Annotated in this window: 22 protein-coding genes and 2 riboswitches; of the genes, 14 read left to right on the top strand and 8 right to left on the bottom strand. The window is 71.7% G+C overall.

All coding sequences use genetic code 11. The features are described 5' to 3' along the window. Positions 1-17: 17 nt before the first annotated feature. From OVN18_RS01785 to OVN18_RS01770, 4 genes are all read right to left on the bottom strand, one after another. A complete protein-coding gene (locus tag OVN18_RS01785) occupies positions 18-935 on the bottom strand; it encodes a LysR family transcriptional regulator (RefSeq protein WP_267781565.1) in 918 nt (305 codons plus the stop codon). Positions 936-1248: 313 nt separating this feature from the next. Continuing rightward, the gene (locus OVN18_RS01780; RefSeq protein WP_407666053.1) at positions 1249-2391 is read right to left on the bottom strand and encodes an Mrp/NBP35 family ATP-binding protein; all 1143 of its coding nucleotides are present in this window, start codon (positions 2389-2391) and stop codon (positions 1249-1251) included. Then, on the bottom strand, positions 2351-2938 hold the full coding sequence (locus tag OVN18_RS01775) for a DUF1003 domain-containing protein (RefSeq protein ID WP_267737830.1): 588 nt from the start codon (positions 2936-2938) through the stop codon (positions 2351-2353). Before OVN18_RS01775 ends, OVN18_RS01780 begins: the two co-directional genes overlap by 41 nt. After that, complete coding sequence (locus tag OVN18_RS01770; RefSeq protein ID WP_267737828.1) at positions 2925-4259, bottom strand: magnesium transporter MgtE N-terminal domain-containing protein; 1335 nt, start codon at positions 4257-4259, stop codon at positions 2925-2927. Before OVN18_RS01770 ends, OVN18_RS01775 begins: the two co-directional genes overlap by 14 nt. A gap of 35 nt (positions 4260-4294) precedes the next feature. Here OVN18_RS01770 and OVN18_RS01765 point away from each other — a divergent pair, with 35 nt between their 5' ends. The 4 genes from OVN18_RS01765 to gcvP all read left to right on the top strand — a co-directional run bounded on the left by OVN18_RS01765 (position 4295) and on the right by gcvP (position 9688). After that, complete coding sequence (locus OVN18_RS01765; protein ID WP_267781562.1) at positions 4295-4900, top strand: general stress protein; 606 nt, start codon at positions 4295-4297, stop codon at positions 4898-4900. Positions 4901-4966: 66 nt separating this feature from the next. Continuing rightward, positions 4967-5067, top strand: a riboswitch (glycine riboswitch). A 1-nt stretch (position 5068) separates the two neighbouring features. Then, positions 5069-5172: riboswitch (glycine riboswitch) on the top strand. A gap of 148 nt (positions 5173-5320) precedes the next feature. Next, entirely contained in the window at positions 5321-6412 is a 1092-nt protein-coding gene (gene gcvT / locus OVN18_RS01760; protein WP_267782858.1) for a glycine cleavage system aminomethyltransferase GcvT, read from the top strand. Between the two features lie 3 nt (positions 6413-6415). Continuing rightward, the gene (gene gcvH / locus OVN18_RS01755; protein ID WP_267781560.1) at positions 6416-6787 is read left to right on the top strand and encodes a glycine cleavage system protein GcvH; all 372 of its coding nucleotides are present in this window, start codon (positions 6416-6418) and stop codon (positions 6785-6787) included. A 12-nt stretch (positions 6788-6799) separates the two neighbouring features. Continuing rightward, on the top strand, positions 6800-9688 hold the full coding sequence (gene gcvP / locus OVN18_RS01750) for an aminomethyl-transferring glycine dehydrogenase (protein ID WP_267781558.1): 2889 nt from the start codon (positions 6800-6802) through the stop codon (positions 9686-9688). Positions 9689-10323: 635 nt separating this feature from the next. On the opposite strand, the gene OVN18_RS01745 is transcribed toward gcvP, so the two are convergent. Together OVN18_RS01745 and OVN18_RS01740 are read right to left on the bottom strand one after the other, a co-directional pair. Beyond that, on the bottom strand, positions 10324-10842 hold the full coding sequence (locus OVN18_RS01745) for a peroxiredoxin (protein WP_267781556.1): 519 nt from the start codon (positions 10840-10842) through the stop codon (positions 10324-10326). 9 nt (positions 10843-10851) lie between these two features. Then, positions 10852-11649: a CPBP family intramembrane glutamic endopeptidase gene (locus OVN18_RS01740; protein ID WP_267781555.1), complete on the bottom strand. Its 798-nt coding sequence runs from the start codon at positions 11647-11649 to the stop codon at positions 10852-10854. A 322-nt stretch (positions 11650-11971) separates the two neighbouring features. Between OVN18_RS01740 and OVN18_RS01735 the strand changes: the two genes are divergently transcribed. The 3 genes from OVN18_RS01735 to OVN18_RS01725 all read left to right on the top strand — a co-directional run bounded on the left by OVN18_RS01735 (position 11972) and on the right by OVN18_RS01725 (position 16464). Beyond that, positions 11972-13759, top strand: coding sequence for an ABC transporter family substrate-binding protein (locus tag OVN18_RS01735; protein ID WP_324287789.1), 1788 nt, complete (start codon positions 11972-11974; stop codon positions 13757-13759). Positions 13760-13930: 171 nt separating this feature from the next. Continuing rightward, positions 13931-15469, top strand: a complete 1539-nt coding sequence (locus tag OVN18_RS01730; protein ID WP_267781554.1) for an ABC transporter permease — start codon at positions 13931-13933, stop codon at positions 15467-15469. Next, on the top strand, positions 15469-16464 hold the full coding sequence (locus OVN18_RS01725; protein ID WP_267737816.1) for an ABC transporter permease: 996 nt from the start codon (positions 15469-15471) through the stop codon (positions 16462-16464). Before OVN18_RS01730 ends, OVN18_RS01725 begins: the two co-directional genes overlap by 1 nt. A 10-nt stretch (positions 16465-16474) precedes the next feature. Here the strand turns inward: OVN18_RS01725 and OVN18_RS01720 are convergent, their stop codons facing one another. Further along, the gene (locus tag OVN18_RS01720; protein WP_267781553.1) at positions 16475-17092 is read right to left on the bottom strand and encodes a PH domain-containing protein; all 618 of its coding nucleotides are present in this window, start codon (positions 17090-17092) and stop codon (positions 16475-16477) included. A gap of 80 nt (positions 17093-17172) precedes the next feature. Between OVN18_RS01720 and OVN18_RS01715 the strand changes: the two genes are divergently transcribed. The 7 genes from OVN18_RS01715 to OVN18_RS01685 all read left to right on the top strand — a co-directional run bounded on the left by OVN18_RS01715 (position 17173) and on the right by OVN18_RS01685 (position 25654). Continuing rightward, a complete protein-coding gene (locus OVN18_RS01715; protein ID WP_267781551.1) occupies positions 17173-18978 on the top strand; it encodes an ABC transporter ATP-binding protein in 1806 nt (601 codons plus the stop codon). Between the two features lie 111 nt (positions 18979-19089). After that, on the top strand, positions 19090-20997 hold the full coding sequence (typA, locus tag OVN18_RS01710; protein WP_267737813.1) for a translational GTPase TypA: 1908 nt from the start codon (positions 19090-19092) through the stop codon (positions 20995-20997). A 52-nt stretch (positions 20998-21049) separates the two neighbouring features. Next, complete coding sequence (locus tag OVN18_RS01705) at positions 21050-21550, top strand: hypothetical protein (protein WP_267781549.1); 501 nt, start codon at positions 21050-21052, stop codon at positions 21548-21550. 87 nt (positions 21551-21637) lie between these two features. Then, positions 21638-22417: a fumarylacetoacetate hydrolase family protein gene (locus tag OVN18_RS01700; RefSeq protein ID WP_267737809.1), complete on the top strand. Its 780-nt coding sequence runs from the start codon at positions 21638-21640 to the stop codon at positions 22415-22417. A gap of 35 nt (positions 22418-22452) precedes the next feature. Next, positions 22453-23817, top strand: a complete 1365-nt coding sequence (locus OVN18_RS01695) for an MFS transporter (RefSeq protein WP_267781548.1) — start codon at positions 22453-22455, stop codon at positions 23815-23817. A gap of 11 nt (positions 23818-23828) precedes the next feature. After that, complete coding sequence (gene gltX / locus OVN18_RS01690; RefSeq protein WP_267781546.1) at positions 23829-25349, top strand: glutamate--tRNA ligase; 1521 nt, start codon at positions 23829-23831, stop codon at positions 25347-25349. Positions 25350-25357: 8 nt separating this feature from the next. Further along, the gene (locus tag OVN18_RS01685) at positions 25358-25654 is read left to right on the top strand and encodes a PadR family transcriptional regulator (protein WP_267781544.1); all 297 of its coding nucleotides are present in this window, start codon (positions 25358-25360) and stop codon (positions 25652-25654) included. A gap of 74 nt (positions 25655-25728) precedes the next feature. Here the strand turns inward: OVN18_RS01685 and OVN18_RS01680 are convergent, their stop codons facing one another. Further along, positions 25729-26667, bottom strand: a complete 939-nt coding sequence (locus tag OVN18_RS01680; RefSeq protein WP_267737804.1) for a cytochrome b/b6 domain-containing protein — start codon at positions 26665-26667, stop codon at positions 25729-25731. Between the last annotated feature and the right edge of the window lie 31 nt (positions 26668-26698).

The following is a 26698-nucleotide window of genomic DNA, read 5'->3' as shown; positions in this document are numbered from 1 at the left end:
CGGAGCGGCCGGGGTGATCAGGGCGTGCGGTACCGCGCCGAGACCAGCTCGGCCTCCTCGCGCAGCAGCTGCACGACCCGGCGCACGCTGGGCCGTGCCGCGCGATCGGCGCGCAGGATCGCCGAGATCTGCCGCTCGGCGGCGACGCCCGCGATCGGTCGGGTGACGAGGCCGTTGCCGTGGCTGCGCGTGGTGAAGCGCGGCAGGATGGCGAGGCCCACGCCCGCGGCGACGAGCGCCTCGACGATGAGGTTGTCCATGACGCGCTGCACGATGCGCGGCGCCCGGCCGGTCACGGCCGCGAGCGCGTCGTGCACGCGGTCGTAGGGGTAGCCCACCGGCGAGCCGATCCACGAGGCGCCCACCACGTCCGCGGGCCGGATGACCGTCTTCTGCGCGAGCGGATGATCCTCGGGCATGGCGATGTCGAAGGGCTCGACCATGAGCGGCACGACGGTGAGGCCGCGCTCGCTCCAGTGCCGCGGAACGCCCTGGCTGTCGGCGATGACGACGTCGAAGTCGGGCGTCAGCCCGGCGAAGTCGGGCAGGGCCAGGTCGTGGTCGGTGACGACGACCTCGAGCCCCGGCTCGTCGCCGAGTCGCGTGAGCAGGCCGGGCAGCAGCATCTGCCCGCCGGTGGGGAAGGTCGTGAGCGTGACGGTGCCGGTCGGGCTGCGGGTGAACTCCTGCCAGAGCGACTCGGCCTCGGCGGTCGCGAGCGCGATGCGGCGGGCCGTCTCGGCGAGCGCCTCGCCGGCATCGGTGAGCTGGATGCCCCTGCCGACCCGCGCGGTGAGCGGCACGCCGGCCTCCTGCTCGAGCCGTTTGAGCTGCTGCGAGACCCCGCTCGGCGTGCGGTGGGTCGCCTGCGCGACGGCGGTGATCGAGCCGCGATCGGCGAGCTCGCGCAGCAGTTCGAGTCGGCGCACATCCATGTAGCCAGACTACAAGGTCAGTGAAGAAACACTCGCTGGTGCTGAACGGTTGCGGCTGGTGGAATATGACTGTTCACGAAAGGACACCACCGCCATGACCGCCCTGCTCATCACCCTCGCCGCCCTCTCGATCGCCGCCGTCGCCGGTACCGCCGTGCTGACCGTCCGCGATGGCTACGGCCGGGTGCCCGCTCTGTTCCAGCGCTGAGCAGCGCCGAGCAGCGCCGAGCAGCGCTGAGCAGCTCTGAGGAGCGCTGCACAGCGTCGTCACGTCGACTGACTCCGCCCCTGCGCCTGCCGCGCGACGCCTCCGCTAGCGGGGGCTGAACGGCAGCGAGCGCCCGGCGAGACCCCGCCCGCGGGCCGCGACCGTCTGTGCGAGCGCGCGGATCGCCGCACCCGCCGGGTCGTCGGCCTCGAGCACGATCGGGCGCCCCTCGTCGCCGCCCTCGCGCAGCGCGATCGACAGCGGCACCTGCGCGAGCAGCGGCACCTCGAGCCGCGCGGCCGTCTCGGCCCCGCCGCCCGAGCCGAAGAGCTCCAGCACGCTGCCGTCGGCCTGCGCGAGCCCGGCCATGTTCTCGACGACGCCGATGACGGTCTGCCCGGTCTGCCGGGCGACCATCGCCGAGCGCTCGGCGACGTCGGCCGCGGCCCGCTGCGGCGTCGTGACGACGAGCACCTCGGCGTGCGGCAGCAGCTGCCCCACCGAGATCGCGACATCCCCGGTGCCGGGCGGCATGTCGAGCACGAGCACGTCGAGGTCGCCGAAGTACACGTCGGTCAGGAACTGCTGCACCGTGCGGTGGAGCATCGGGCCGCGCCAGGAGACGGCGGTGCGGGCATCCACGAACATGCCGATGGAGATGACGGCGACGTCGTGGGCCCGCGGGGGCATGATCGCCTCGCCCACCCGCGTCGGCCTCGCCTCGGGGATTCCGAGCAGGCCCGGGATCGAGAAGCCGAAGACGTCGGCGTCGACGAGACCCACCCGTAGTCCCTGCTGCGCGAGGGCGACGGCGAGGTTCGCGGTGATCGTCGACTTGCCCACGCCGCCCTTGCCGCTGGTCACCGCGATCACGCGCGTGAGCGAGTCGGCCGTGAACGGCATGGCGGGCTTGCCGCCGCGCAGGCGCGCGATGAGGGCGTCGCGGGTGGCGCGGTCCATGACGCCGACCTCGACGTCGACCGCGCCGACGCCGGGCACCGAGGCGGCGGCCGCGCGCACATCGGCCTCGATGCGGGTCGCGGCGGGGCATCCCACGATCGTCAGTTCGAGCCCGACGGTGACGCGGTCGCCGTCGACGGCCACCCGCGGCACCATGTCGAGCTCGGTGACCGGTCGGCGCAGCTCGGGGTCGATGACGCCCGCGAGGGCGGCGCGCACGGCCTGCTCGGTCGCGGCGGGGGCCGACTCAGCCACGGGATGCGCGGCCCGCGCCGCCCGTCGCCGCATCGTCGTCCCCGTCGGCGTCGCGGGCGTCCGACCGCTCGAGCTCCTCGAGCAGCGAGCGCAGCTCCGCGCGGATGAACTCCTTCGTCGCCATGTCCTTCATCGCCAGCCGCAGCGCCACGACCTCGCGCGCGAGGTACTCGGTGTCGGCGAGGTTGCGCTCGGCCCGCTGGCGGTCCTGCTCGATCTGCACGCGGTCGCGGTCGTCCTGCCGGTTCTGCGCGAGCAGGATCATCGGGGCCGCGTAGCTGGCCTGCAGAGAGAGGATGAGGGTCAGCAGCGTGTAGTTGAGCGCCCGCGGATCGAACTGCGCCTCGGGCGGCGCGAAGGTGTTGTAGGCGAGCCACGCGATGACGAAGACGCTCATGCCGACGAGGAACCACGGGGTGCCCATGCCGCGGGCGAAGGCCTCCGAGAACCGGCCCATGCGGTCCTTGCTCTGGAAGGTCAGGCCCGGGATGCGGAACCCGCGCGTCGCCGACTTCGGCGAGTCGAGGCGCTCGCTCCGCGGCGTCCTCCCGCCGCGCGCCGCGCGCTCAGCCGCGGCCATCGGGGCGCTTCGCAGTCGTCGGTACGGCTCGGGAGGTGCTCAGCGGGCGGCGCCGCACGCGCGGCAGCGGGTCGTCGCTGTCGGCGTTGCGCCAGTCGCTCGGCAGCAGGTAGTCGAGCACGTCGTCGATCGTGACGAGGCCGACGAGCCGCCCCGTCTCGTCGACGACGGGCAGCGAGACGAGGTCGTAGCTCGCCAGCCGGCGCGAGACCTCGGCGGCCGAGGTCTCGGGCGTCACGGGGTCGATGCTCTGGTCGAGGATGGTGCCGAGCCGCTCGTGCGGCGGGTAGCGCAGCATGCGCTGGAAGTGCACCATGCCCAGGTACCGACCGGTCGGCGGCTCGTAGGGCGGCAGGGTCACGCAGATCGCCGCTCCGATCGCCGGGGCGAGCTCGTGGCGGCGGATGAGAGCGAGGCCCTCGGCGACGGTCGCGTCGGCCGAGACGATGATCGGCTCGGTCGTCATGAGACCGCCGGCGGTGTCGGCGTCGTAGGCGAGGAGGAAGCGGACGTCCTCCGCCTCCTCGGGGTTCATGAGCTCGAGCAGGGTCTCGCCGCGCACGCCCGGCAGCTGCGCGATGAGGTCGGCGGCGTCGTCGGGCTCCATGCTCTCGAGCACGTCGGCGGCGCGGTCGTCGTCGAGCTGGGAGAGGATCTGCACCTGGTCGCTCTCGGGCATCTCCTCGAGCGCGTCGGCGAGCCGGTCGTCCGAGAGCTCCTCCGCCACTTCGAGCCGGCGCTCCTCGGGCAGCTCGAGCAGGGTCGTCGCCAGGTCGGCGGGCAGCAGCTCGCTGTAGGCGGCGATGAGCTGCTCGGCGCTCTGGGCCTCGTCGCCCGAGTCGTCCTCCACCACATCGGCCCACTGGGCGAAGGCGGTCGACCCCTTGCCGAAGGGGGCGGGGGAGGTGCGGGGGCGGCGCAGGAAGAGCTGGCTCACCGACCACTCGCCCGGGCCCTTCTCCTCGATCGCGACGTCCTCGATCGTGGCGCTGCCGCCGGAGCCCGCCGCGCCCTCGCGCAGGGTCACCCGACGCCCGACGAGCTCGGCGAGCACGCGCACCTCGCCGCCGCGCTGCTCGAAGCGGCGCAGGTTGATGAGGCCAGTCGTGATGATCTGCCCGGAGCCGATGCTCGTGACGCGGCCGATGGAGAGGAACACCCGACGACGGCCGGGGACCTCGACGATGAGGCCGACGACGCGCGGAGCATCCGACCGGCGGTAGACGACGAGGACGTCGCGCACCTTGCCGACGCGATCGCCCGCGGGGTCGAAGACGGAGCACCCGCTCAACCGGGCCACGAATACCTTCGCCGCGCTCACGGACAAACCTTACCGTCGCCTGCGATGATGACGGCGTGACCAACGCCAGCCCCTTCGCCCGCCGCACCCCGGCGTCGCCGACCCTGCCGCGGGGCGACGTGCTGGGCACCTACGACAGCTACCCCGAGGCCCAGAAGGTCGTCAACACCCTCGCGAAGGCCGACTTCCCGGTGAAGCAGATCTCGATCGTCGGCAACGACCTGAAGACCGTCGAGCGGGTGACCGGCCGCCTCACCTACGCCCGCGCGGCGCTCGCCGGCGCCGCGAGCGGTGCATGGTTCGGCCTCTTCATCGGACTGCTGCTCGTGCTGTTCTCCCCCGAGCCGAACTTCTCGTTCATCCTCGCCGCGGCCCTCATCGGCGCCGCCTTCGGTCTGCTGTTCAGCGTCGTCACCTACGCCGCCGGCCGCCGTCGCCGCGACTTCACCACCACGCACCAGGTGCTCGCGAGCAACTACCAGCTCATCATCGACCCGCAGCTGACCGGCCGCGCCCGCGCGGTGCTCGCGGGCGAGCGCGACTCCGGCGCCTCGCCGTCGACCCCCGCTCCGGTCTCGGCGGAATGGCCGCCGCCGCAGGCGCCCGCCGAGCCGCCGTCGACCGACGCCGCATCCGAGCCCTCGTCGACGCCGCGCAGTTGATACGCTGACCCTGCTCGTACGAGCGCGTCAGGGCACGACCGCACGACTCAATCGAATACCGGGCCGCAACGCGATGCGGGAGAGCCGGAGGGGCGAGAAGCCGCCACCGGCACCGAAGGAGCAAGCCTCCCCGCCAATCTCTCAGGTACGTGTACCGCATCGACCAGGCCACTCTGAAAAGCAGGGGATGCTCCGGCATCCGCTCGCCCATGGTGAAAGCCGCACCCTGAAGGGGCCGCGGCGAAGCTCTCAGGCACGATGACAGAGGGGGAGTTCCACCGGCCATCCGCGCGTCAGGAGAACTCCGTGATCGATCCGTCCGACCCCGCCGCACCGCTGCCGACCGCCGTCGCGTCGGCTCCTGACGCGCCGACTCCCGCTGCGCCTGCCCCCGACGCGCCGGCGGCCCGGCTCTCGCCGCTGCACGCCGAGCACGTCGCCCTCGGCGCATCCTTCACCGACTTCGCCGGCTGGCAGATGCCGGTGCGGTACTCCTCCGACCTCGCCGAGCACCACGCCGTGCGCCGCCAGGCCGGCCTCTTCGACATCTCGCACATGGCCGAGATCGCCGTCACGGGCCCGGGCGCCGCCGCCTTCCTCGACCACGCGCTCGCCGGCCGGCTCTCCGCGCTCGCGGTCGGCCGCGCGAAGTACTCCCTCGTGCTCGCCGAGTCCGGCGGGGTCATCGACGACCTCATCGTCTACCGGCGCGGCGATGACGACTACCTCGTCGTGGCGAACGCGGCCAACCGCGACGCCGTGGTCGCCGCGCTCACCGAGCGGGCGGCGGGGCACGACGTCGCGCTCGACGACCAGACCGACCGGATCGCCCTCATCGCCCTGCAGGGCCCCGCCTCGGCCGCCATCCTCGCCGAGACGCCGGGCCTCGAGATCGAGGCGCTCGAGAGCTTGCGCTACTACGCCTACAGCGACGGCGCCTTCGCCTGGGGGGATGCCCGAACCGCCGTCATGGTCGCCCGCACGGGCTACACGGGCGAGGACGGCGTGGAGCTCTACCTGCCGACCGAGCACGCCGCGGCCCTCTGGCGCGCGCTGCTCGCCGCCGGGCAGCCGCACGGGCTCGTGCCCGCGGGGCTCGCGGCGCGCGACACCCTGCGGCTCGAGGCCGGCATGCCGCTCTACGGCCACGAGCTGGGCTTGGGCATCCAGCCGGTGCAGGCCGGCCTCGGCCGCGTGGTCGTGACCGCCAAGGACGACTTCGTCGGCAAGGCCGCCATCGAGCGCGGGCCCGCCGCCGATGCGCCGGTGCTCGTCGGTCTCGCCGCCGAGGGGCGCCGCGCCGCGCGGGCCGGCTACCCCGTCATGCACGGCGAGCAGGTCGTCGGCGAGGTCACCTCCGGCGCGCTCTCGCCGACCCTCGGCCATCCCGTCGCGATGGCCCTCGTGCACCCCGATCATGCGGCGGTCGGCGCCGTGCTCGACCTCGATGTTCGCGGCAGTCGCATCCCCGCGACCGTCGTCGCCCTTCCCTTCTACCGACGAGAGGCCTGACCGATGAGCGTTCCCGACGACCTGCAGTACACCGCCGAGCACGAGTGGGTGCGCCTCGAGGGCGACATCGCCACCGTGGGCATCACCCAGTACGCGGCCGACGCCCTCGGCGACGTCGTCTACGTCGACCTGCCCGCGATCGGCGCGGCCCTCGCGGCCGGCGCGATCGTCGGCGAGGTCGAGTCGACCAAGTCGGTCGGCGAGCTCTACGCCCCGCTCGACGGCGAGGTCGTCGAGGCCAACGCGGGCGTCGTCGACAGCCCCGAGACCATCAACGCCGACCCGTACGGCGCGGGCTGGCTCGTCAAGCTGCGCATCGCGGGCGACCCCGCCCTGCTCAGCCCCGCCGAGTACCGCACCCTCATCGGCCAGTAGGAGCCCCTCCCCATGAGCATGCCCTTCACCGACCGCCACATCGGCATCGATCAGGATGCCCGCCGCCTCATGCTCGACGCCCTCGGCTTCGAGAGCCTCGAGGCGATAATGGATGCCGCCGTCCCGGCGGCCATCCGCCAGCAGACGCCGCTGCGCACCCTCCCGGCCCCCGCCACCGAGGCGGAGGCGCTCGCCGAGCTGCGCACCCTCGCCGACCACAACACCGTGCGCCGCAGCCTCATCGGCCAGGGCTACTACGGCACCATCACCCCGGCGGTCGTGCAGCGCAACGTGCTCGAGAACCCCAGCTGGTACACCGCGTACACGCCGTATCAGCCCGAGATCTCGCAGGGCCGGCTCGAGGCGCTGCTCAACTTCCAGACCATGGTGAGCGAGCTCGCCGGCCTGCACACCGCCAACGCCTCGATGCTCGACGAGGCGACGGCCGTCGTCGAGGGCATGCTGCTCGCGCGCCGGGCGTCGAAGAGCCCCTCGAACACCTTCCTCGTCGACGCCGACGTCTTCGCGCAGACGCACGCCGTGCTCGCCGGCCGCGCCGAGGCCCTCGGCATCGACCTCGTCGTGCTGCCGCTCGCCGACACCGCGCCGGATGCCCTGCCCGAGTGCTTCGGCGCGATCCTGCAGTACCCCGGCGCCTCCGGCCGGCTCTGGAACCCGAGCGGCGTCATCGACGCCGTGCACGCGCACGGCGGTCTCGCCGTCGTCGCCGCGGATCTGCTCGCGCTCACCCTCGTGACGAGCCCCGGCGAGCTCGGCGCCGACATCGCCGTCGGTACGACGCAGCGCTTCGGCGTGCCGATGGGCTTCGGCGGGCCGCACGCGGGCTACCTCGCCGTGCGCTCCGGCCTCGAACGGCAGATGCCGGGCCGCCTCGTCGGGGTGTCGAAGGATTCCGACGGGCGCCCCGCCTACCGCCTCACCCTGCAGACGCGCGAGCAGCACATCCGGCGCGACAAGGCCACGAGCAACATCTGCACGGCGCAGGTGCTGCTCGCGGTGATGGCCGCGATGTACGGGGTCTACCACGGGCCCGACGGGCTGCGCCGGATCGCGCAGCGGGTCGCGCAGCAGGCGCTCCTCCTGCGCGAGATGCTGCTCGAGGCGGGTGAGGAGCTCGTGCACGACGACTTCTTCGACACGATCTCGGTGCGCGTGCCCGGCCGGGCCGCCCAGGTGGCCGAGGCCGCGAGCGAGCGGGGCATCCTCGTCTGGCAGCAGGGGGCGGACGAGGTGCGCCTCTCCGTCGACGAGACGACCACCGTCGCCGAGCTGCACGACGCCGTCGCGGCCTTCGGGCACGAGCAGCACGGCACGCACGGCTGGTTCGAGCACGGCACCGGCCGCATCCCCGCGGCGCTGCAGCGCACGAGCGAGTTCATGACCCACCCCGTGTTCCACACCCACCGCAGCGAGACCTCGATGATGCGCTACCTCAAGCGCCTCGCCGACCGCGACTACGCGCTCGACCGCGGCATGATCCCGCTCGGCTCGTGCACGATGAAGCTCAACGCGGCCACCGAGATGGCGGCTGTCACCTGGCCAGAGTTCAGTGCGCTGCACCCCTTCGCGCCGCTCGAGGACGTGCAGGGCTCGCTCGTCATGATCAGCCACCTCGAGACCTGGCTCGCCGAGCTCACCGGCTACGACGCCGTCTCCCTGCAGCCGAACGCCGGCAGCCAGGGCGAGCTCGCCGGCCTCCTCGCCATCCGCGGCTACCACCGCTCCCGCGGGGACGAGCACCGCACGGTCTGCCTCATCCCCTCGAGCGCGCACGGCACCAACGCGGCCTCCGCCGTCCTCGCCGGGATGCGCGTCGTCGTCATCGCCACGACCGAGACGGGCGACGTCGACCTCGCCGACCTGCGGGCGAAGATCGTCGAGCACGGCGAGAGCCTCGCCGCGCTCATGATCACCTACCCCTCCACCCACGGCGTCTACGAGCACGACGTCATGGAGGTGACGCAGGCCGTGCACGACGCCGGAGGGCAGGTCTACATCGACGGCGCCAACCTCAACGCGCTGCTCGGCTACGCCCGCTACGGCGACATCGGCGGCGACGTCAGCCACCTCAACCTGCACAAGACCTTCTGCATCCCGCACGGCGGGGGCGGGCCGGGCGTCGGACCGGTGGCGGCCAAGGCGCACCTCGCCGAGTTCCTGCCCGGGCATCCCCTCGCCCAGATGGACCAGCACCCGCCGTTCGACCACGTGACCGGCATGGTCGGCGCGGTCGAGCACCGCGGCGCCCCCGTCTCGGCGGCTCCCTACGGCTCGGCGAGCATCCTGCCGATCTCGTGGGCGTACGCCCGCATGATGGGCGCCGACGGGCTGCGGGATGCCACGGCCAACGCCGTGCTCGCCGCCAACTACGTCGCCCTGCGCCTGCGGGAGCACTACCCCGTGCTCTACGCGGGCGAGAACGGGCTCGTCGCGCACGAGTGCGTGCTCGACCTGCGGCCGTTGCGCGAGGCCACCGGGGTCACCGTCGACGACGTCGCCAAGCGGCTCATCGACTACGGGTTCCACGCGCCGACCATGTCGTTCCCCGTCGCCGGAACCCTCATGGTCGAGCCGACCGAGAGCGAGGATCTGGCCGAGCTCGAGCGCTTCATCCGTGCCATGATCGCCATCCGCCTCGAGGCAGACGCCGTCGCCGACGGCCGCTGGCCGGAGGGCGACAACCCGCTCGTCAACGCGCCGCACACCGCCGAGAGCGTCATCGCGGGGGAGTGGGAGCACGCCTACTCGCGCGAGCTCGCCGTCTACCCCGCCGACGGCGACCGCACGGCGAAGTACTGGCCGCCGGTGCGCCGCGTCGACCAGGCGTACGGCGACCGCAACCTGGTGTGCGCCTGCCCGCCGATCGAGGCGTTCGCGTAGCGATCGCCTCGATCGGCGTCCCGGCTGTGCTGGTTTGGCGCGCCTGCGGCGCGCGGGGCGAGGCGTTCGCCTAGCGGCGACCGCTCCGATCGGCGTCCCGGCTGTGCTGGTTTGGCGCGCCTGCGGCGCGCGGGTCGAGGCGTTCGCTTAGCGGCGACCGCCTCGATCGGCGTCCCGGCTGTGCTTGTTTGGCGCGCCTGCGGCGCGCGGGGCGAGGCGTTCGCCTAGCGGCGACCGCTCCGATCGGCGTCCCGACTGTGTTTGTTTGGCGCGCCTGCGGCGCGATCGAGGCGTTCGCCTAGCGGCGACCGCCTCGATCGGCGTCCCGGCTGTGCTTGTCGGGCGCGCCTGCGGCGCGCGGGGCGAGGCGTTCGCCTAGCGGCGACCGCCTCGATCGGGCTCCCGCGCCTCACGGCTCCTTGCCGAGTCGAGGCTTTCCGTCGACCTGCGCCTTCGGAACGCGCAACTCGGCACCGAGGGCGCAACTCGGCGCGGCGGGTGGGGCCGGCGCGGCTGCTCCCGACGAGGCGACCCGCGCCGCGCATCCCGAACCCGACTACCCTGGCGCGCAAGACGGGCGCCTGCGGAGCCGATCTCTCCGCAGACGCCCGTCGGTCGTGGGGCGGTGCCCGCCGCTATGAGGCGGCGGAGCTCCGCGCGGCGCCGTCGGCGCCCGGTCCGGTGATGCGCTCGAGCTCGGCCCGGATGACCGATGCGCTCTGGTAGGTGACCCCGAGCAGGGCGACGTGCTTCCAGCGCACGACGCCGTCGGCATCGATGATGAAGATCGAGCGGCGCACGCCGACGCCGAACATGCCGACCCCGTAGGCGTCGACGACGTCGCCGCGCTCGTCGGCGAGGAGCGGGAAGGCGAGCCCCTGCTTGCGGGCGAACGACTCGTGCGACTCGGTCGATTGCCGGCTGATCGCCCAGACGGTGGCGCCGAGGGCCTCGAAGCCGGCGAGCTCGCTCTGGTAGTTGCAGAGCTGCGCGGTGCAGCCGGGGGAGGCGTCGGCGGGGTAGAAGGCGAGCACGAGCGGTGCGCCGCGCTGCTCGCGCAGCGAGAAGTGGCGAGGCAGGGCATCCTGGCCGTCGACGACGACGCCGGGGAGGGTGAAGTCGGGGGCGGTGTCGCCGATCTCGGGCTGGGGCATAGAGGGAGGTTAAGCGCCGACGCCGAGAAGCGTCGGGAAAACGGCGGCTGCCCAGGGATATCCCACGAAGATCACGGCATCGATGATCGTGTGGGCGATCACGAAGGGCAGCACGCGCCCGGTGCGCAGGTAGAGGCGACCGAAGATCACGCCCATCAGGAAGTTGCCGATGAACGCCCCGAAGCCCTGATACAGGTGGTACGTCGCGCGCAGCAGTGCGCTGGTGAGGATGATCGCCCACGGGCCCCAGCGCAGATCCTTCAGCCGCGCGAAGAGGTAGCCGACGACGATGACCTCCTCGGTGATGCCGGCGAGCGCGGCCCGCATGAGCAGCACCGGGATCGTCCACCAGTAGCTCTCGAGGCCCGCCGGGTCGACGCCCACCGTCAGGCCGAGCGCGCGCCCGCCGAGGTAGACGGCGATGCCGCCCGCCCCGATGAGCAGCGCCAGCCCGAGCCCGTCGCGGGTGTCGCGCCACGGCCGCGCGCCGTCGATGCCCAGCCGGCCCAGGTGCGGTCGCGTCGCGCTCCACAGCAGGAACCCGACGAGCGCGACGGGCGCGAGGTCGAAGACGATGGCGAGCAGCTGGTAGACCAGGTCGAAGACCTCGCGCTGATCGAGCGAGCGGTTGAGCGTCGCCGTCTGCTCCGAGAGCGCCACGTCGCGCGTCGTCCTGTTGATGATGGCGACGACCGAGTAGACGGCGCTCGCTCCGAGCGAGAGCGCGAGCACGATGATGATCTCGGCCCGCAGACGACCTCGGTTCGGGATGCCCGTCTCGGGCAGGGCAGCGCTCGTGTCGCTCATCCCGGCAGTATCCCCGGTCGCTCGGGCGCGATGCTGAGCGCAGCACCCCATGAACGGGGGCTCGCGTCCACTGCTCGGATGCGCAAGGAGGCAATTGCGAGGCAAGAAACTGTCGACAGCGCACGATTGCTGCGCCAATCACGGGGATGCGCGCAGTTTTCGCGCGCGGCGCCGGATGCCTGCGGACGCGCGTTACTGCTGTGTAACGAATCCCCTTACAGTTTGGCGGGGATGAGACCCCCTCCATAAGGTCGAACCCATTAGGCGTAACGGAGCGCTCGGAAATCGCGCCGGTACGTGCCCATCTTGCACAGGAGGAAAATTGATCACCACTACGAACCGGCGGCCCCGTGGGCTCGTCGCGCTCGCCGGTGCCGGCATCGTCGCGCTCGCGCTGACGGCCTGCACCGCCGACCCCGCCGAGAACGGCACCGGCGGCGAGGCCACCGGCGGCACCATCACCGCCGCCGAGGTCAACGAGCTCACCTCGCTCAACGACGCGGAGTCCTCGTCCAACCTCGACATCAACGGCAAGGTCGCCTACCTGACCTCGTCGCAGTTCGTCTACCTCGACGAGGCGCTCGAGTTCGTGCCGAACGAGACCTTCGGCACCGTCGAGCTCGTCTCGGAGGACCCGCTGGTCGTCACGTACACGATCAACGAGGGTCAGGTCTGGTCCGACGGCACGCAGATCAGCGCCGACGACCTCCTCCTCAACTGGGCCGTGCAGTCGGGCTACTACAACGACGCGACCGTCGACCCCGAGAGCGGTGAGGTCACGGGCGGCAACTCGTACTTCAACTACGCGGGCGACACCTCGGGCCTGGGCCTGAGCGAGTACCCCGAGATCAGCGACGACAACCTGTCGATGACGCTGACCTACACCGAGCCGTACGCCGACTGGCAGCTGGTCGGCACCGGTCTCATCGGTCGTCCGATGCACGTCATCGCCGAGGAGGCGGGCGTCACGATCGAGGAGGTCCGCGAGGCCTTCGAGAGCACCCCGCGCGGCAACCCCGACGCTCCGGCCGAGGAGAACGCCACCATCCGCGCCGTCGCCGACTTCTGGAACACCGGCTACATCATGTCCGAGTTTCCGAGCAACGAGAACCTGCTCGTCTCGAGCGGTGCCTTCATCCTCAGCGCGTGGGAGCCGACGCAGTCGATCACCCTCGAGCGCAACCCCGAGTACGCCGGCGGCCTCGAGCCCTCGTACGACTCGATCGTCATCCGCTTCATCGGTGACGCGAACGCGCAGGTGACGGCCCTCCAGAACGGCGAGGTCGACATCATCAAGCCGCAGGCCTCCGCCGACACGATCTCCTCGCTCGAGGCGATCGCCGATGCGACGGTGCTGCAGGGCGACGAGTTCAACTACGACCACATCGACCTGAGCTTCTCGGGCGTCTTCGCCGACCAGAACGTGCGCGAGGCCTTCCTCAAGACGATCCCGCGTCAGCAGATCCTCGACGCCATCGTGACCCCGGTCAACCCCGAGGCCGCGGTGCTCGACTCGCAGATCTTCGTGCCCACGGTGGGCGAGGCCTACGACACGTCGGTCGCCAACAACGGCTCCGACGCGTACGCCGAGGTCGACATCGAGGGCGCTCGCGAGCTGCTCGCCGGTGCCACGCCGACGGTCAACATCCTCTACAACAGCGAGAACCCCAACCGCGTCGACGCGTTCGAGGCCATCGCGGCCTCGGCCTCCGAGGCCGGCTTCATCGTCGAGGCGCAGGGCACCCCCGAGTGGGGCTCGCTGCTGGGCTCCGGCACCTACGACGCCAGCATCTTCGGCTGGGTGTCGAGCGGCGTCGGCGTCGCCGGTGTTCCGCAGATCTTCTCCACCAACGGCGGAGGAAACTACAGCGGGTACAGCAACCCCGAGGTCGACGCCCTGGCTCAGGAGCTGCAGACCACGATCGACCCCGACGCCCAGATCGAGATCCAGCAGGAGATCGACGCGCTGCTCTTCGCGGACGCGTACGGCCTGCCCCTCTTCCAGGGCCCGGGCGTCACCGCCCACTCGTCCGCGGTCGAGGGCATCACGCAGTACCCGGGTCAGACCGGTGTGTTCTGGAACTTCTGGGAGTGGAACGTCGTCGGCTGATCGCTGATGACCGCCCCTGAACCACGGTTCTGAATCGCAGGGATTAGGGTGGGGCGTCGGATCCGAGACGGATCCGGCGCCCCGCTTACTGCGATCGGGCCGAACCCGAACACTTGCCGCCGGCGTGCTCCACGAGAGCGTGATGCGCCGGCTCCGACCACGAGGTAGACCATGTTCGCCTACATCATGAGACGCGTCGGCGTCTCGATCCTCATCCTGATCGGGGCCTCCCTGATCATGTACACGCTCACGGCGCTCTCGGGCGATCCGCTCGAGGAGTTCTACCAGAACCGCAACCCCAACAGGGATCAGCTGATCGCGGACCGCATCGACGCGCTCAACCTCGACCTCCCGATCCCGCTGCGATGGCTCGACTGGCTCGGCGGCGCTGCCGGATGCCTCGTGCCCTTCGCCAACATCTGCGACCTCGGCGTCAACCTCGTCAACGCGCAGGTCGCCGACCTCCTCCCGCGGGCGATGGCCTCCACGCTCCAGCTCGTGACCGCCGCGACGATCCTCGCGATCCTCCTGGGCGTCACCATCGGCATCGTCTCCGCGCTGCGCAAGGACACCGGGTTCGACTACTCGGTGACCTTCCTCTCCTTCCTGCTCTACTCGCTGCCCTCCTTCTGGGTCGCGGTGCTGCTCAAGGTCTTCGTGGCCATCGGGTTCAACGACTTCTTGCAGAGCCCCGAGATCCCGATCTGGGCGATCGTGCTCATCGGCATCATCGCCGGCGCCATCTGGCAGGTGCTCGTCGGCGGGACCGCCCGTCGCCGCCTCGTGGTCTTCGCGGTGTCCGGTCTCGTGACCTCGCTCGTGCTCGCGCTCATGCAGTCGATCGACTGGTTCACCGACCCGAGCCTCGGCCCCGTCGTGATCGTGCTCGCCGCGATCGGGCTGGCATTCGGCATCACGGCGCTCATCGCCGGGCTCGAGAACCGCCGGGCCCTCATCACCGCGGGCGTCAACGCCCTCATCGGCGTCGTCGTCTACTTCACCCTCCAGGGCCTGTTCGACATCTCGACCCTCGGCACGATCGTCATCATCGGCGTCATCCTCGTCGGCGTCGCGATCGCGAGCGGCTGGCTCGCGGGCGGCTTCGACCGCGGCGTCTCGATGCGGGTCGGTGCGATCACCGCGCTGAGCCTGTACCTGCTCGTCATCCTCGACCGCTTCATGCAGTCCTGGCAGACCTACGCCTCGAGCCCGCGCATCGGCGGCCGCCCGATCGCGACGGTCGGCTCCGAGACGCCCGGCCTCAACGGCGACTTCTGGGTGCTCGGCCTCGACAGCTTCACGCACCTCGCGCTGCCGACGCTGACGCTGCTGCTCATCTCCTTCGCGGGCTACACGCGGTACGCGCGGGCCGGCATGCTCGACACGCTCAACCAGGACTACATCCGCACCGCGCGGGCGAAGGGCCTGTCGAAGCGCGTCGTCGTCGTACGCCACGCCTTCCGCAACTCGCTCATCCCGATCACGACGATCGTGGCCGCCGACATCGGCGCCATCCTCGGCGGCGCGATCATCACCGAGCAGATCTTCGCGATCTCGGGCATGGGGGCGCTGTTCTTCACCTCCCTCGGCCGTACCGACCCGAACCCGGTGATGGGTTACTTCGTCGTGATCGCGATCGTGGCGATCGCCTTCAACTTCTTCGCCGACCTGGCCTACGCGGCCCTCGACCCGAGAGTGCGGGTGCGCTGATGACCTCCGTGATCGATCCGAGCGCGACCTCCGCGCCCCAGCCCCGCGACAGCAGCGAGGAGGGCCTGAGCCAGGGCCGCCTCATCTTCCGCCGCTTCGTCCGCAATAAGGTCGCCATGGCCGCCCTGCTGATCTTCGTGCTCGTCGGCGCGTTCTCGGTGAGCGCCATCGGCCTCGGCCCCATCCCCGGGTGGTGGAAGTACAACTGGGTGCAGCTGAACGACCAGTTCCTGCCCGGCGGCGCGCCGACCCTGTCGCTCGTGCCCGAGTGGGCCGGCGGTGACGGGATCAGCCTGGGGGAGCATCCCTTCGGTCAGGACCGCATCGGGCGCGACTACTTCGCGCAGGTCATGCGGGGCATTCAGAACTCGATCCTCATCATGTTCCTCATCGGCGGCATCGCGACGCTCATCGGAACCGTCATCGGGGCCGTCGCGGGCTACTACCGCCGCTGGGTGGATGCCGTGCTCATGCGCTTCACCGATCTCATCATCATCATCCCGGTGATCGTCATCGGCGCCCTCGTCGGCCGCCTCGCCGGCGGACTCGGGCCGGCACTGCTCGGAGCGGTGCTGGGCCTGTTCATCTGGACGGGCATCGCCCGCCTCGTGCGCGCCGAGTTCCTCTCGCTGCGCGAGCGCGAGTTCGTCGACGCGGCCCGGGTGGCCGGCGCGAGCGACATGCGCATCATCTTCAAGCACATCCTGCCGAACGCGATCGGCGTGGTCATCGTCGCGGCGACGCTGCTCATGGCGGCGTCGATCCTGCTCGAGACGGGCCTCGCGTTCCTCGGCTACGGCATCCAGCGCCCCGACGTCTCGCTCGGCGGTCTCATCAGCGAGAACCAGTCGGCGTTCACGCAGCGCCCGTGGCTGTTCTGGTGGCCGGGTCTGTTCATCATCCTGCTGGCGCTGTGCGTCAACTTCGTGGGCGACGGCCTGCGCGACGCCTTCGACCCGCGTCAGCGCCGGTTCAACCCCAAGAAGGTCCGCTGAGGTGATCGCCTCACGGAAGCGTGATGAGCGCGAGCACCGCGAGCGCGGTCGCCGCGGTCGTCGCGCCGATCGCGGTGGGGTGCCAGGTCACGACGACCGGAGCCGGCCCGCGGCGGCCGCCGGCTCGCGACCAGGCGTCCCAGTGCTGCAGCACGACGGCCGAGGCCTCACCGGAGTCGGTGCCCTCGAGCTCGCCGGACTGCCGGTACGAGTCGGGGCGCACGGCGCGCTCGCGCACGTCGCGCGAGAGCTCCCGGTTGGCCGCGTAGGTGCCGTACGCACCCGGGGCCGGGGCGCCCGTCGCCGGGTAGCGCCCCTTCTCCGTGCTGATGGTGAGCGCGAACCGCGTCGTGACCCCGGTGACGGCCTCCCACGGGATGCGCACCGAGCGCGTCGCGTTGACGAGCTCGACGGCCTCGCCGTCGACCACCACGCGGGGGCGCCAGTAGATGGCCCAGGCCAGCAGGCTCAGCGCGACCGGAACGGCGAGCACCGTGAGGTAGCGGGCGTCGGGCGCGAACAGCAGCGAGATCGCGATCACCGCGCTGAAGACCCAGGCCGCGATCGCCACGCCACGGTTGAACCTCGACCAGACGATGACCGGCTTCCCGCCGCCGCGTGCACTCATTCCCCCATGCTGACACCCCCGGAACCGGCGCACCAATCCGCGCGCCCGCCGTTCCTCCCCCACTCGCAGGAGACCGCATCATGACCGTCACCGAGACCATCAAGACCACCGGAACCGTCCTCGAGGTGAAGGACCTCAGCGTCGACTTCGGCGTCGATCGGGCGTGGGTGCCCGCCGCCAAGAACCTCACCTACAGCGTCGCCGCGGGGGAGGTGCTCGCCATCGTCGGCGAGTCCGGCTCCGGCAAGAGCGCGAGCTCGATGGCCATCCTCGATCTGCTGCCCGACAACGCCCGCATCACCGGCAGCGTCAAGCTGGGCGGGCGCGAGCTGCGCGGGCTCGCCGACGCCGCGATGCGCAAGGTGCGCGGCAAGGACATCGCCGTCATCTTCCAGGAGCCGATGACGGCGCTCAACCCGGTGTACACGGTCGGATTCCAGATCGTCGAGACGCTGCGCCTGCACTTCGGCATCACCCCCTCGCAGGCGAAGGAGCGGGCGCTCGAGCTGCTCGCCATGGTCGAGATGCCCGACCCCGAGAAAGCCTTCAACTCCTACCCCCACCAGCTCTCGGGCGGGCAGCGCCAGCGCGCCATGATCGCCCAGTCGATCTCGTGCGACCCGAAGCTGCTCATCGCGGACGAGCCGACGACCGCGCTCGACGTCACCGTGCAGGCGGAGATCCTCGAGCTCATGCGCGACCTGAAGGACCGTCTGGGCTCCGCCGTGCTGCTCATCACCCACGACATGGGCGTGGTCGCCGACCTCGCCGACCGCATCGTCGTGATGAAGGAGGGCGACATCGTTGAGTCGGGCTCCGTCGCCGACGTGTTCTCCGCCCCGCAGCACCCGTACACGCAGGCGCTCCTCGCGGCCGTCCCGCGCCTCGGCGAGGGCGGCGGCGACGACGCGTCGATCGACCTCACCGCGGCGCTCGAGGATGCCGTGCACGAGGAGCGCGCGGACGGCGAGGCCCCGGCGACCCCGCCGACGACGGGCACGGTCGGCGTGACCGTCGCGCACCGCGACACCCCCGCCGGCGCGCGCTCGACCGAGGCGGTGCTCACGCTCGAGAACGTCGCGATCGAGTACGGCAAGCGCGGGCGGGTCGCCGCCTTCCGGGCCGTCGACGACGTCAGCTTCGAGATCGTCAAGGGCGAGGTGCTCGGTCTCGTGGGCGAGTCGGGCTCGGGCAAGTCGACGATCGGCCGCGCCGCGATCGGTCTGCAGCCGATCGCGGAGGGTGAGCTCACCGTCGGCGGCATCCCGCTCTCGAACGCCGACCGCAGCCAGCGTCGCGAGGCCTTCCGCAAGGTCGGCATCGTCTTCCAGGATCCGTCCTCGTCGCTCAACCCCCGCATGCCCATCGGCGAGAGCATCGGCGAGCCCATGCTGCTCGCCGGGGTCGCCAAGGGCGCCGAGCTCGACCGCAAGGTCGAGGAGCTGCTCGACTCCGTGCGCCTGCCGCGCAACTACCGCAACCGCTACCCCTACGAGCTCTCGGGCGGGCAGAAGCAGCGCGTCGGCATCGCGCGCGCGCTGTCGCTCGGCCCCGAGCTGCTCGTCGCCGACGAGCCGACGTCGGCGCTCGACGTGTCGGTGCAGGCGATCGTGCTCGACCTGCTCAAGGAGCTGCAGGAGCACTACCGCTTCGCCTGCCTCTTCATCAGCCACGACCTCGCCGTCGTCGACATCATGGCCGACCGCATCGCGGTGATGCACCACGGCCGCATCGTCGAGCTGGGCGAGCGCGACCAGATCCTCCGCTCGCCGCAGGAGCCCTACACGCAGCGGCTCATCGCGGCGGTCCCGGTGCCCGATCCCGCCCTGCAGCGCGACCGCCGCGAGCTGCGCCGTCAGGTGCTCGCCGAGACGGCGGACGCCTGATCCGACGCGGTTCCGGGCGGGGGCCGGTGGTCAGCGGGTAGACTGATCCACCGGTCCCCGCCGTTCCGCGCGCTCCGGGCCGTCCACCCCCTGATTCGTAAGGCTTCTCGTATGGCGCTCGCCACCCGCTCCGACCTGCGCAACGTGGCGATCGTCGCCCACGTCGACCACGGCAAGACCACCCTCGTCGACGCCATGCTGCGTCAGACCGACTCCTTCGCCGCCCACGCCCACCTCGAGGACCGGGCGATGGACTCCAACGACCTCGAGCGCGAGAAGGGCATCACCATCCTCGCCAAGAACACGGCGGTGACCTACAAGGGCAAGCACGCCGACGGGCAGGAGATCACGATCAACGTGATCGACACCCCCGGTCACGCCGACTTCGGCGGCGAGGTCGAGCGCGGCCTGAGCATGGTCGACGGCGTCGTGCTGCTCGTCGACGCGAGCGAGGGCCCGCTGCCGCAGACCCGCTTCGTGCTGCGCAAGGCCCTCGCGGCCAAGCTGCCCGTCATCCTGCTCGTCAACAAGACCGACCGCCCCGACGCGCGCATCGAGGCCGTCGAGGAGGAGACCCACGACCTGCTCCTCGGTCTCGCGAGCGACCTGCAGGACGAGGTGCCCGACCTCGACGTCGACGCCATCCTCGATCTGCCCGTCATCTACGCCTCGGGTCGCGCCGGCGCGGCGAGCCGCAACCGCCCGGCCGACGGCGAGCTGCCCGACAACGACGACCTCGAGCCCCTCTTCGAGGCCATCCTCGAGCACGTGCCCGCTCCGGTCTACGACGACGAGCACCCGCTGCAGGCCCACGTCACCAACCTCGACGCGAGCCCCTTCCTCGGCCGCATCGCCCTGCTGCGCATCTTCAACGGCACGCTGAAGAAGGGCCAGATGGTCGCCTGGGTGCGCCACGACGGCTCGCACACGACCGTGCGCATCACCGAGCTGCTCAAGACCCGCGCCCTCGAGCGCTACCCGGCCGAGTCGGGCTACGCCGGCGACATCGTCGCCGTCGCCGGCATCGAGGACATCACGATCGGTGAGACCATCGCCGATCCGGAGGACGTCCGGCCGCTGCCGGCGATCACCGTCGACGAGCCCGCCATCTCGATGACCATCGGCACGAACACCTCGCCGCTCGTCGGCAAGGTCAAGGGCCACAAGCTCACCGCGCGCATGGTGAAGGACCGCCTCGACCGCGAGCTCGTCGGCAACGTCTCGCTGCGCGTGGTCGACATCGGCCGCCCCGACGCGTGGGAGGTTCAGGGTCGCGGCGAGCTCGCGCTCGCCATCCTCGTCGAGAACATGCGGCGCGAGGGCTTCGAGCTCACCGTCGGCAAGCCGCAGGTGGTCACGAAGACCATCGACGGCAAGATGCACGAGCCCTTCGAGCAGCTCACCATCGATGCGCCGGAGGAGTACCTCGGCGCCATCACCCAGCTGCTCGCCGCGCGTCGCGGCCGCATGGAGGGCATGTCGAACCACGGCACCGGCTGGGTGCGCATGGAGTTCCTCGTGCCGAGCCGCGGCCTCATCGGGTTCCGCACCGAGTTCCTCACCACCACGCGCGGCACCGGCATCGCCAACGCCATCGCGCACGGCTACGAGCCCTGGGCCGGATCGATCGTCTCGCGCAACAACGGCTCGATCGTCGCCGACCGCACGGGCGTCGTCACGAGCAACGCGATGATGACCCTGCAGGAGCGCATGTCGTTCTTCGTGAACCCCACGGAGGAGGTCTACGAGGGCATGGTGGTCGGCGAGAACTCGCGCGCCGATGACATGGACGTCAACATCACCAAGGAGAAGAAGCTCAACAACATCCGCTCCTCCACCGCGGAGGAGCTCGAGCGCCTCACCCCGCCCCGTCAGCTCACCCTCGAGGAGTGCCTGGAGTTCGCCCGCGAGGACGAGTGCGTCGAGGTCACGCCCGAGAAGGTGCGCATCCGCAAGGTCGAGCTCGACCAGACGCTGCGCGCCCGGGCCGCCTCGCGACTGAAGAAGCAGAACGCCTGATCGACCACCGCGCCTCCGCGCTGTGAGATCCCGCCCTGAGAAGGAGACCCGGATGCCCGCCCTGCGCACCCGATCCGTCGTGACGGCCCTGCTCGCCGCGGGACTCGTCCTCGGCACCACTGCCTGCACCGGAACGCCCCTCGACAACATCGTCGAGGGCGTGGTCGGCTCGGGCGTCGATCAGGTCACGGAGGGCATCGACGAGTCGGTGCGGGGTCTGGCGGAGGACGTGCTCGGCGGCGCCGAGCTCTCCACCGACGGCGAGCTGCCGTCGACGTTCCCGCAGGGCATCCCGCTCCTCGGAGGAGAGATCCTCGGCGGGGCGGGCGGCCCCGACGGCGCGGGCTGGGTCGCCCGCATCCGCATCGACGAGGCCGCCGCGTTCGAGGGCGCCCGGGCGGCGCTCGAAGGTGCCGGATTCACGGCGAGCAACGTCTCGAGCGACGCCACGAGCGCGTTCGGCACGTTCACCGGCGCCGAGTACATCGTCAACCTGGCGATCGCGACGACGAACGGCGAGACGACCGCCACCTACGTCGTGACCCCGGTCTGAGCGCCGATCCCGGCGCATCCTCCCCGACGTCTGCCAGTTCCATGCGTCTGCATGGAGAAATACACTTGCGAGAGTAGGCTCCACCCCGTGAAGATCGCGCGATTCAGCACCGACGGAGACCCGCGCTTCGGCGTGCTCGACGACGACGACCTGGTCGTGCTCGCGGGCGATCCGATGTTCCACGGCTTCGAGACCACCGGTGAGCGGGTGCCGCTGAGTCAGGCGACGATCCTCGCGCCGGTCATCCCGCGCTCGAAGGTGGTCTGCGTCGGCATGAACTACGCCGCGCACCGCAAGGAGATGGGGCACGAAGGGCCGTCGACGCCGCTCATCTTCCTCAAGCCCAACACCGCGGTGGTCGGCCCCGGCGACCCCATCATCATCCCGCCGGTCGAGGGTCGCATCGTGCACGAGGGCGAGCTCGCGCTCGTCATCGGCAAGGTCGCGAAGCGGGTCAAGAAGGAGGACTGGCGTGACGTCGTCTTCGGCGTCACGATCGCCAACGACGTCTCGGCGCGCGACGTCATGTTCGCCGACGGCCAGTGGGCGCGCGCGAAGGGCTACGACACCTTCTGCCCGCTCGGCCCCTTCATCGACACCGAGATCGACCCGACCGCCCTCGAGATCGAGACCCACGTCGACGGCGAGCTGCGCCGCAAGGGCAACACCCGCGATCTGCTGCACGGCATCCCCGAGCTCATCGAGTTCATCAGCGACGTGTGGACCCTGCTGCCCGGCGACGTCATCCTCACCGGTACGCCCGACGGCCTCGGCAGCTTCGTCGACGGGCAGACCGTCGACATCACCATCGAGGGCCTCGGCACGCTCTCGAACCCCGCCAAGAACCGCGACGACCGCGACTACTGACGCGCTCGACCCCCTCGCGGGCGTACCGTGAGGGGATGACCGCCGCGCGCACCCCGCGACGCCCGCCGACCCCGGCCGAGGCGCCAGACGACGCGCGCGAGCTCGGCCCCGACGAGGTCGCCCGGCTGCAGCGCCGCACGCGCGGAACGCTCATGGCCGGCCAGGTGCTCGCCGGCCTCGGCATGGGGTCGACCCTGTCGATCGGCGCCATCCTCGTCGCCGAGGTGAGCGGCTCGCCCGCGCTGAGCGGCCTCGCCGCGACGATGGCGACGCTCGGCGCCGCGCTCGCGGCGATCCCGCTCGCGAGGCTCGCCGCGCGGGTGGGGCGGGCGCGGGCGCTCGCGACCGGTGCCGCGCTCGCGGCGACGGGCGCCGCCGTCTGCATCGTCGCCGGGGGGCTCGTGTCGACGCCGCTGCTGCTCGCGGGCATCCTGCTCATCGGGGTCGGCACCGCCGTCAACCTGCAGTCGCGCTTCGCCGCCGCCGACCTCGCCGCCCCCGCGACGCGCGGCCGCGACCTCTCGCTCGTGGTCTGGGCGACGACGGTCGGCGCGGTGAGCGGACCGAACCTCATCGGCCCGGGGGAGAGCCTCGGCGCCGCGCTCGGCCTGCCAGAGCTGACGGGGCCGTTCCTGTTCACGATCGCGGCGCAGGGGCTCGCGGCGGCGCTGTACCTCGTGGCGCTCCGGCCCGACCCGCTGCGGGTGGCGCGGCGCCTCGCCCTCGAGCAGGAGCGGCGGGACGCCGCCGCCCGCGGCGCCGATGCCGAGCAGCCGGCGGCCGCGGTCGACGATCGGGCGGGCATCCGCCTCGCGCTCATCGCCATCGCGCTCAGCCACGCCACGATGGTGAGCGTCATGGCGATGACGCCCGTGCACCTCACCGACCACGGAGCGACTCTGACGATCGTCGGCCTCACGATCAGCCTGCACATCGCGGGCATGTACGCGCTCTCGCCCGTCTTCGGCATCCTGAGCGACCGGCTCGGCCGCTGGGGCACCATCCTGCTGGGGCAGGGGATGCTCGTCGCGAGCCTGCTGATGACGGGCCTCGGCGCCGAGAGCGAGGGCTGGGTCGTCGCGGGTCTCATCGCGCTCGGGCTCGGCTGGAGCGCCTCGACGGTCGCCGGATCCGCTCTGCTCACCGACTCCACCGCGCCCGCGCGGCGCACGATCGTGCAGGGCCGCAGCGACCTGCTCATGAGCGGCTCGGGCGCGGTCGGCGGGGCGCTCGCCGGCGTGGTGCTCGCGATGGCCGGGTACAGCGGGCTCTCGTTCGCGGCGCTCGCGCTCACCGCCGTCGTCGTGGGGGCGCTGCTGCTCACGCGCACCGCGGGGCGCGCTCCTCGCCGGCTCCCGGCCGCGCAGCCCGCCGCGGATCAGCGCGCGCCCCGCCGGTAGGATCGGGGGCGATGAACGCCACGAGCTCCACCGCCCCCGCGCCCCTCTTCTCCTCCGCCACCGGCGCCGACGTGCGGGTGCGCTTCTGCCCCTCGCCGACCGGCACGCCGCACGTCGGGCTCATCCGCACGGCCCTGTTCAACTGGGCCTACGCGCGGCACACGGGCGGCAAGCTGATCTTCCGCATCGAGGACACGGATGCGGCCCGCGACAGCGAGGAGAGCTACCACCAGCTGCTCGACGCGCTGCGCTGGCTCGGGCTCGACTGGGACGAGGGCGTCGAGGTCGGCGGCCCGCACGCGCCGTACCGGCAGTCGCAGCGCGGCGAGATCTATCAGGGGATCATCGCGCAGCTGCTCGAGGCCGGGCACCTCTACGAGAGCTACCTCACGGGCGAGGAGATCGAGGCGCGCAACATCGCGAACGGTCTCGACCCGAAGCGCGGCTACGACAACAGCGAGCGCGAGCTCACCGAGGAGCAGCGCGCCGCCTACCGCGCCGAGGGCCGCTCGCCCGCTCTGCGTCTGCGGGTGCCCGAGGCCGACATCACCTTCACCGACCTCGTGCGCGGCGAGATCACCTTCCCCGCGAGCAGCATAGTCGACTTCGTGCTCGTGCGACCCAACGGCCAGCCGCTGTACACCTTCGTCAACCCCGTCGACGACGCCCTCATGGGCATCACGCACGTGCTGCGCGGCGAGGATCTGCTCTCGTCGACGCCGCGCCAGATCGCGCTCTACGCGGCCCTCGTCGACATCGGCGTCGCGACGGCGGTGCCGCAGTTCGGCCACCTGCCCTACGTCATGGGCGAGAACAACAAGAAGCTCTCCAAGCGCGACCCCGAGTCCAACCTGTTCCACCACCGCGACCGCGGTTTCGTGCCCGAGGGTCTGCTCAACTACCTCTCGCTGCTCGGCTGGTCGCTCAGCCACGACCGCGACGTCTTCACGATGGACGAGATGACGGCCGCCTTCGACGTCGCCGACGTGAACCCCAACCCGGCGCGGTTCGACCTGAAGAAGGCCGAGGCCCTCAACGGCGACCACGTGCGGCTGCTGCCCGTCGACGTGTTCGTCGAGCGGAGCATCCCGTACCTGATCGAGGCGGGCGTGCTCGCCGGCGCCCCCGACGAGGGCCAGCGCGCCCTGCTGTCGGCGGCCGCTCCGCTGGTGCAGGAGCGCGTCGGGCTGCTGGGCGAGGTTCCCGGGATGCTCGGCTTCCTCTTCGTCGACGATGAGGCCCTCGTCGTGGAGGACGACGCCCGCGGCTCGCTCGGCGCCGACGCCCCCGCGGTGCTCGACGCAGGGCTGGCTGCGCTCGAAGGGCTCGACGACTTCACGCCCGAGCCCATCGAGGCCGCCCTGCGCGCCGCGATCGTCGACGGGCTCGGCCTCAAGCCGCGCCTCGCCTTCGGTCCGCTGCGCGTCGCCCTCTCGGGTCGCCGCGTGAGCCCGCCGCTGTTCGAGTCGATGGAGCTGCTCGGCCGCGACTCCACCCTTGCGCGCCTGCGGGCCCTGCGCGCCACGGTCTGAGAGCCCTCGTGCAGCGCGTCACCCGGCAGACCGTGGCCGTGCTGCAGGCGATCGCGGCGGCGGATGCTCCGCTCTGGGGCCTGAGCATCATCGAGTCGACCGGCCTGCCCTCGGGCACCGTCTACCCCGCGCTCGCCCGGCTGCTCGACGCGGGCTGGCTCGAGGCCCACGACGACCCGGGGGAGCACGCGGGCGCCCCGCGCCAGCTCTACGCGCTCACGCCGGAGGGCGCCGAGGGGCTGCGCGCCGCCGCGGCGAAGCTCGCGGCCACGCCCGCACGGCCCAGCCGCGCCCGGCCGCGCTGAGCCCGGTCGCGCCGCGCCCGGCCGCGCTGAGCCCGGTCGCCCCGCCTCGCCCGGCGGGCGACGGCCGCGGTGCGTCAGCCCCGTTTCGGCGCCGCCGGCATGACCCGCACGTCGGCGACCCGCTCGGCGATCGCGATCTGCGCGGGCGGCCGCAGCAGCACCCACGCTGCCGCCATGACGCCGGTGGAGAGCGCGAAGACGCCGACGCCGAGCCAGGACGTCTCGTCGTCGACTCCGACGTACATGGCGTTGAGGTTGCTGCGCGCTCCGGTGAGGAGGACGAGGCTCACGTGGACGAGCGTGAACGCCAGGAAGTACCAGAGCACGAGGCTGTGCGTGCGCCGCGCGGCGGTGTCGGAGAGCGGGCCGCGGGCGCGCATCCATCGATCGGGCCAGACGGGGGAGAGGCGCAGGCCGGTGACGAGCGCGAGCGGCGACGCGACGAAGACGGTGGCGAAGTAGAAGAGCTGCTGCAGGCTGTTGTACGCGCTCCAGCTGTCGGCCGGCGGCGCGGAGACCGTGAGGTACTGCACCGCGGCCGAGATCGCGTTCGGCACGACGGCGAGGTCGGTGGGCACGAGGCGGGCCCAGTGGCCGCTGACGATGAGCAGCACGACGTAGACGAGGCCCGTCACGACCCAGAGGGTGTCGACGACCAGGTGCCACCAGGAGTGCAGGCCGAGGCGGGTCGGGTTCTTCGCGGCGAGGAACCCCTCGCGACGCCGGGTCACGAACGCCGGCGGCCGCTGGCGGCGGCGCAGGTGCAGGCCCGAGCTCACGATGAAGAGCAGGAAGAAGGCGGAGAGGAAGTGGGTCCAGCGCAGCCAGGCCGGGAAGCCCTCGGGGGTGCCGGGCGGCGGCGCGTAGCTGCCGGGGTACTGATCGATGAAGGATGCCCCTGCCGCGCTCGCGCGGAATGCCTGGGCCGCGAGGGCGAGCCCGATGAGCACCACGACCCCGAGCGCGCCCGCGATGACCGCCGCGCGACGGCGGGGGAGGGCGGGGCTCGGCACGGATCCACCGTACCGGGCGGCGGCTCGACCC

The organism is Microcella daejeonensis (assembly GCF_026625045.1).
Taxonomy (GTDB): domain Bacteria; phylum Actinomycetota; class Actinomycetes; order Actinomycetales; family Microbacteriaceae; genus Microcella; species Microcella daejeonensis.
This window is presented reverse-complemented; position numbering and strand designations above follow the sequence as displayed.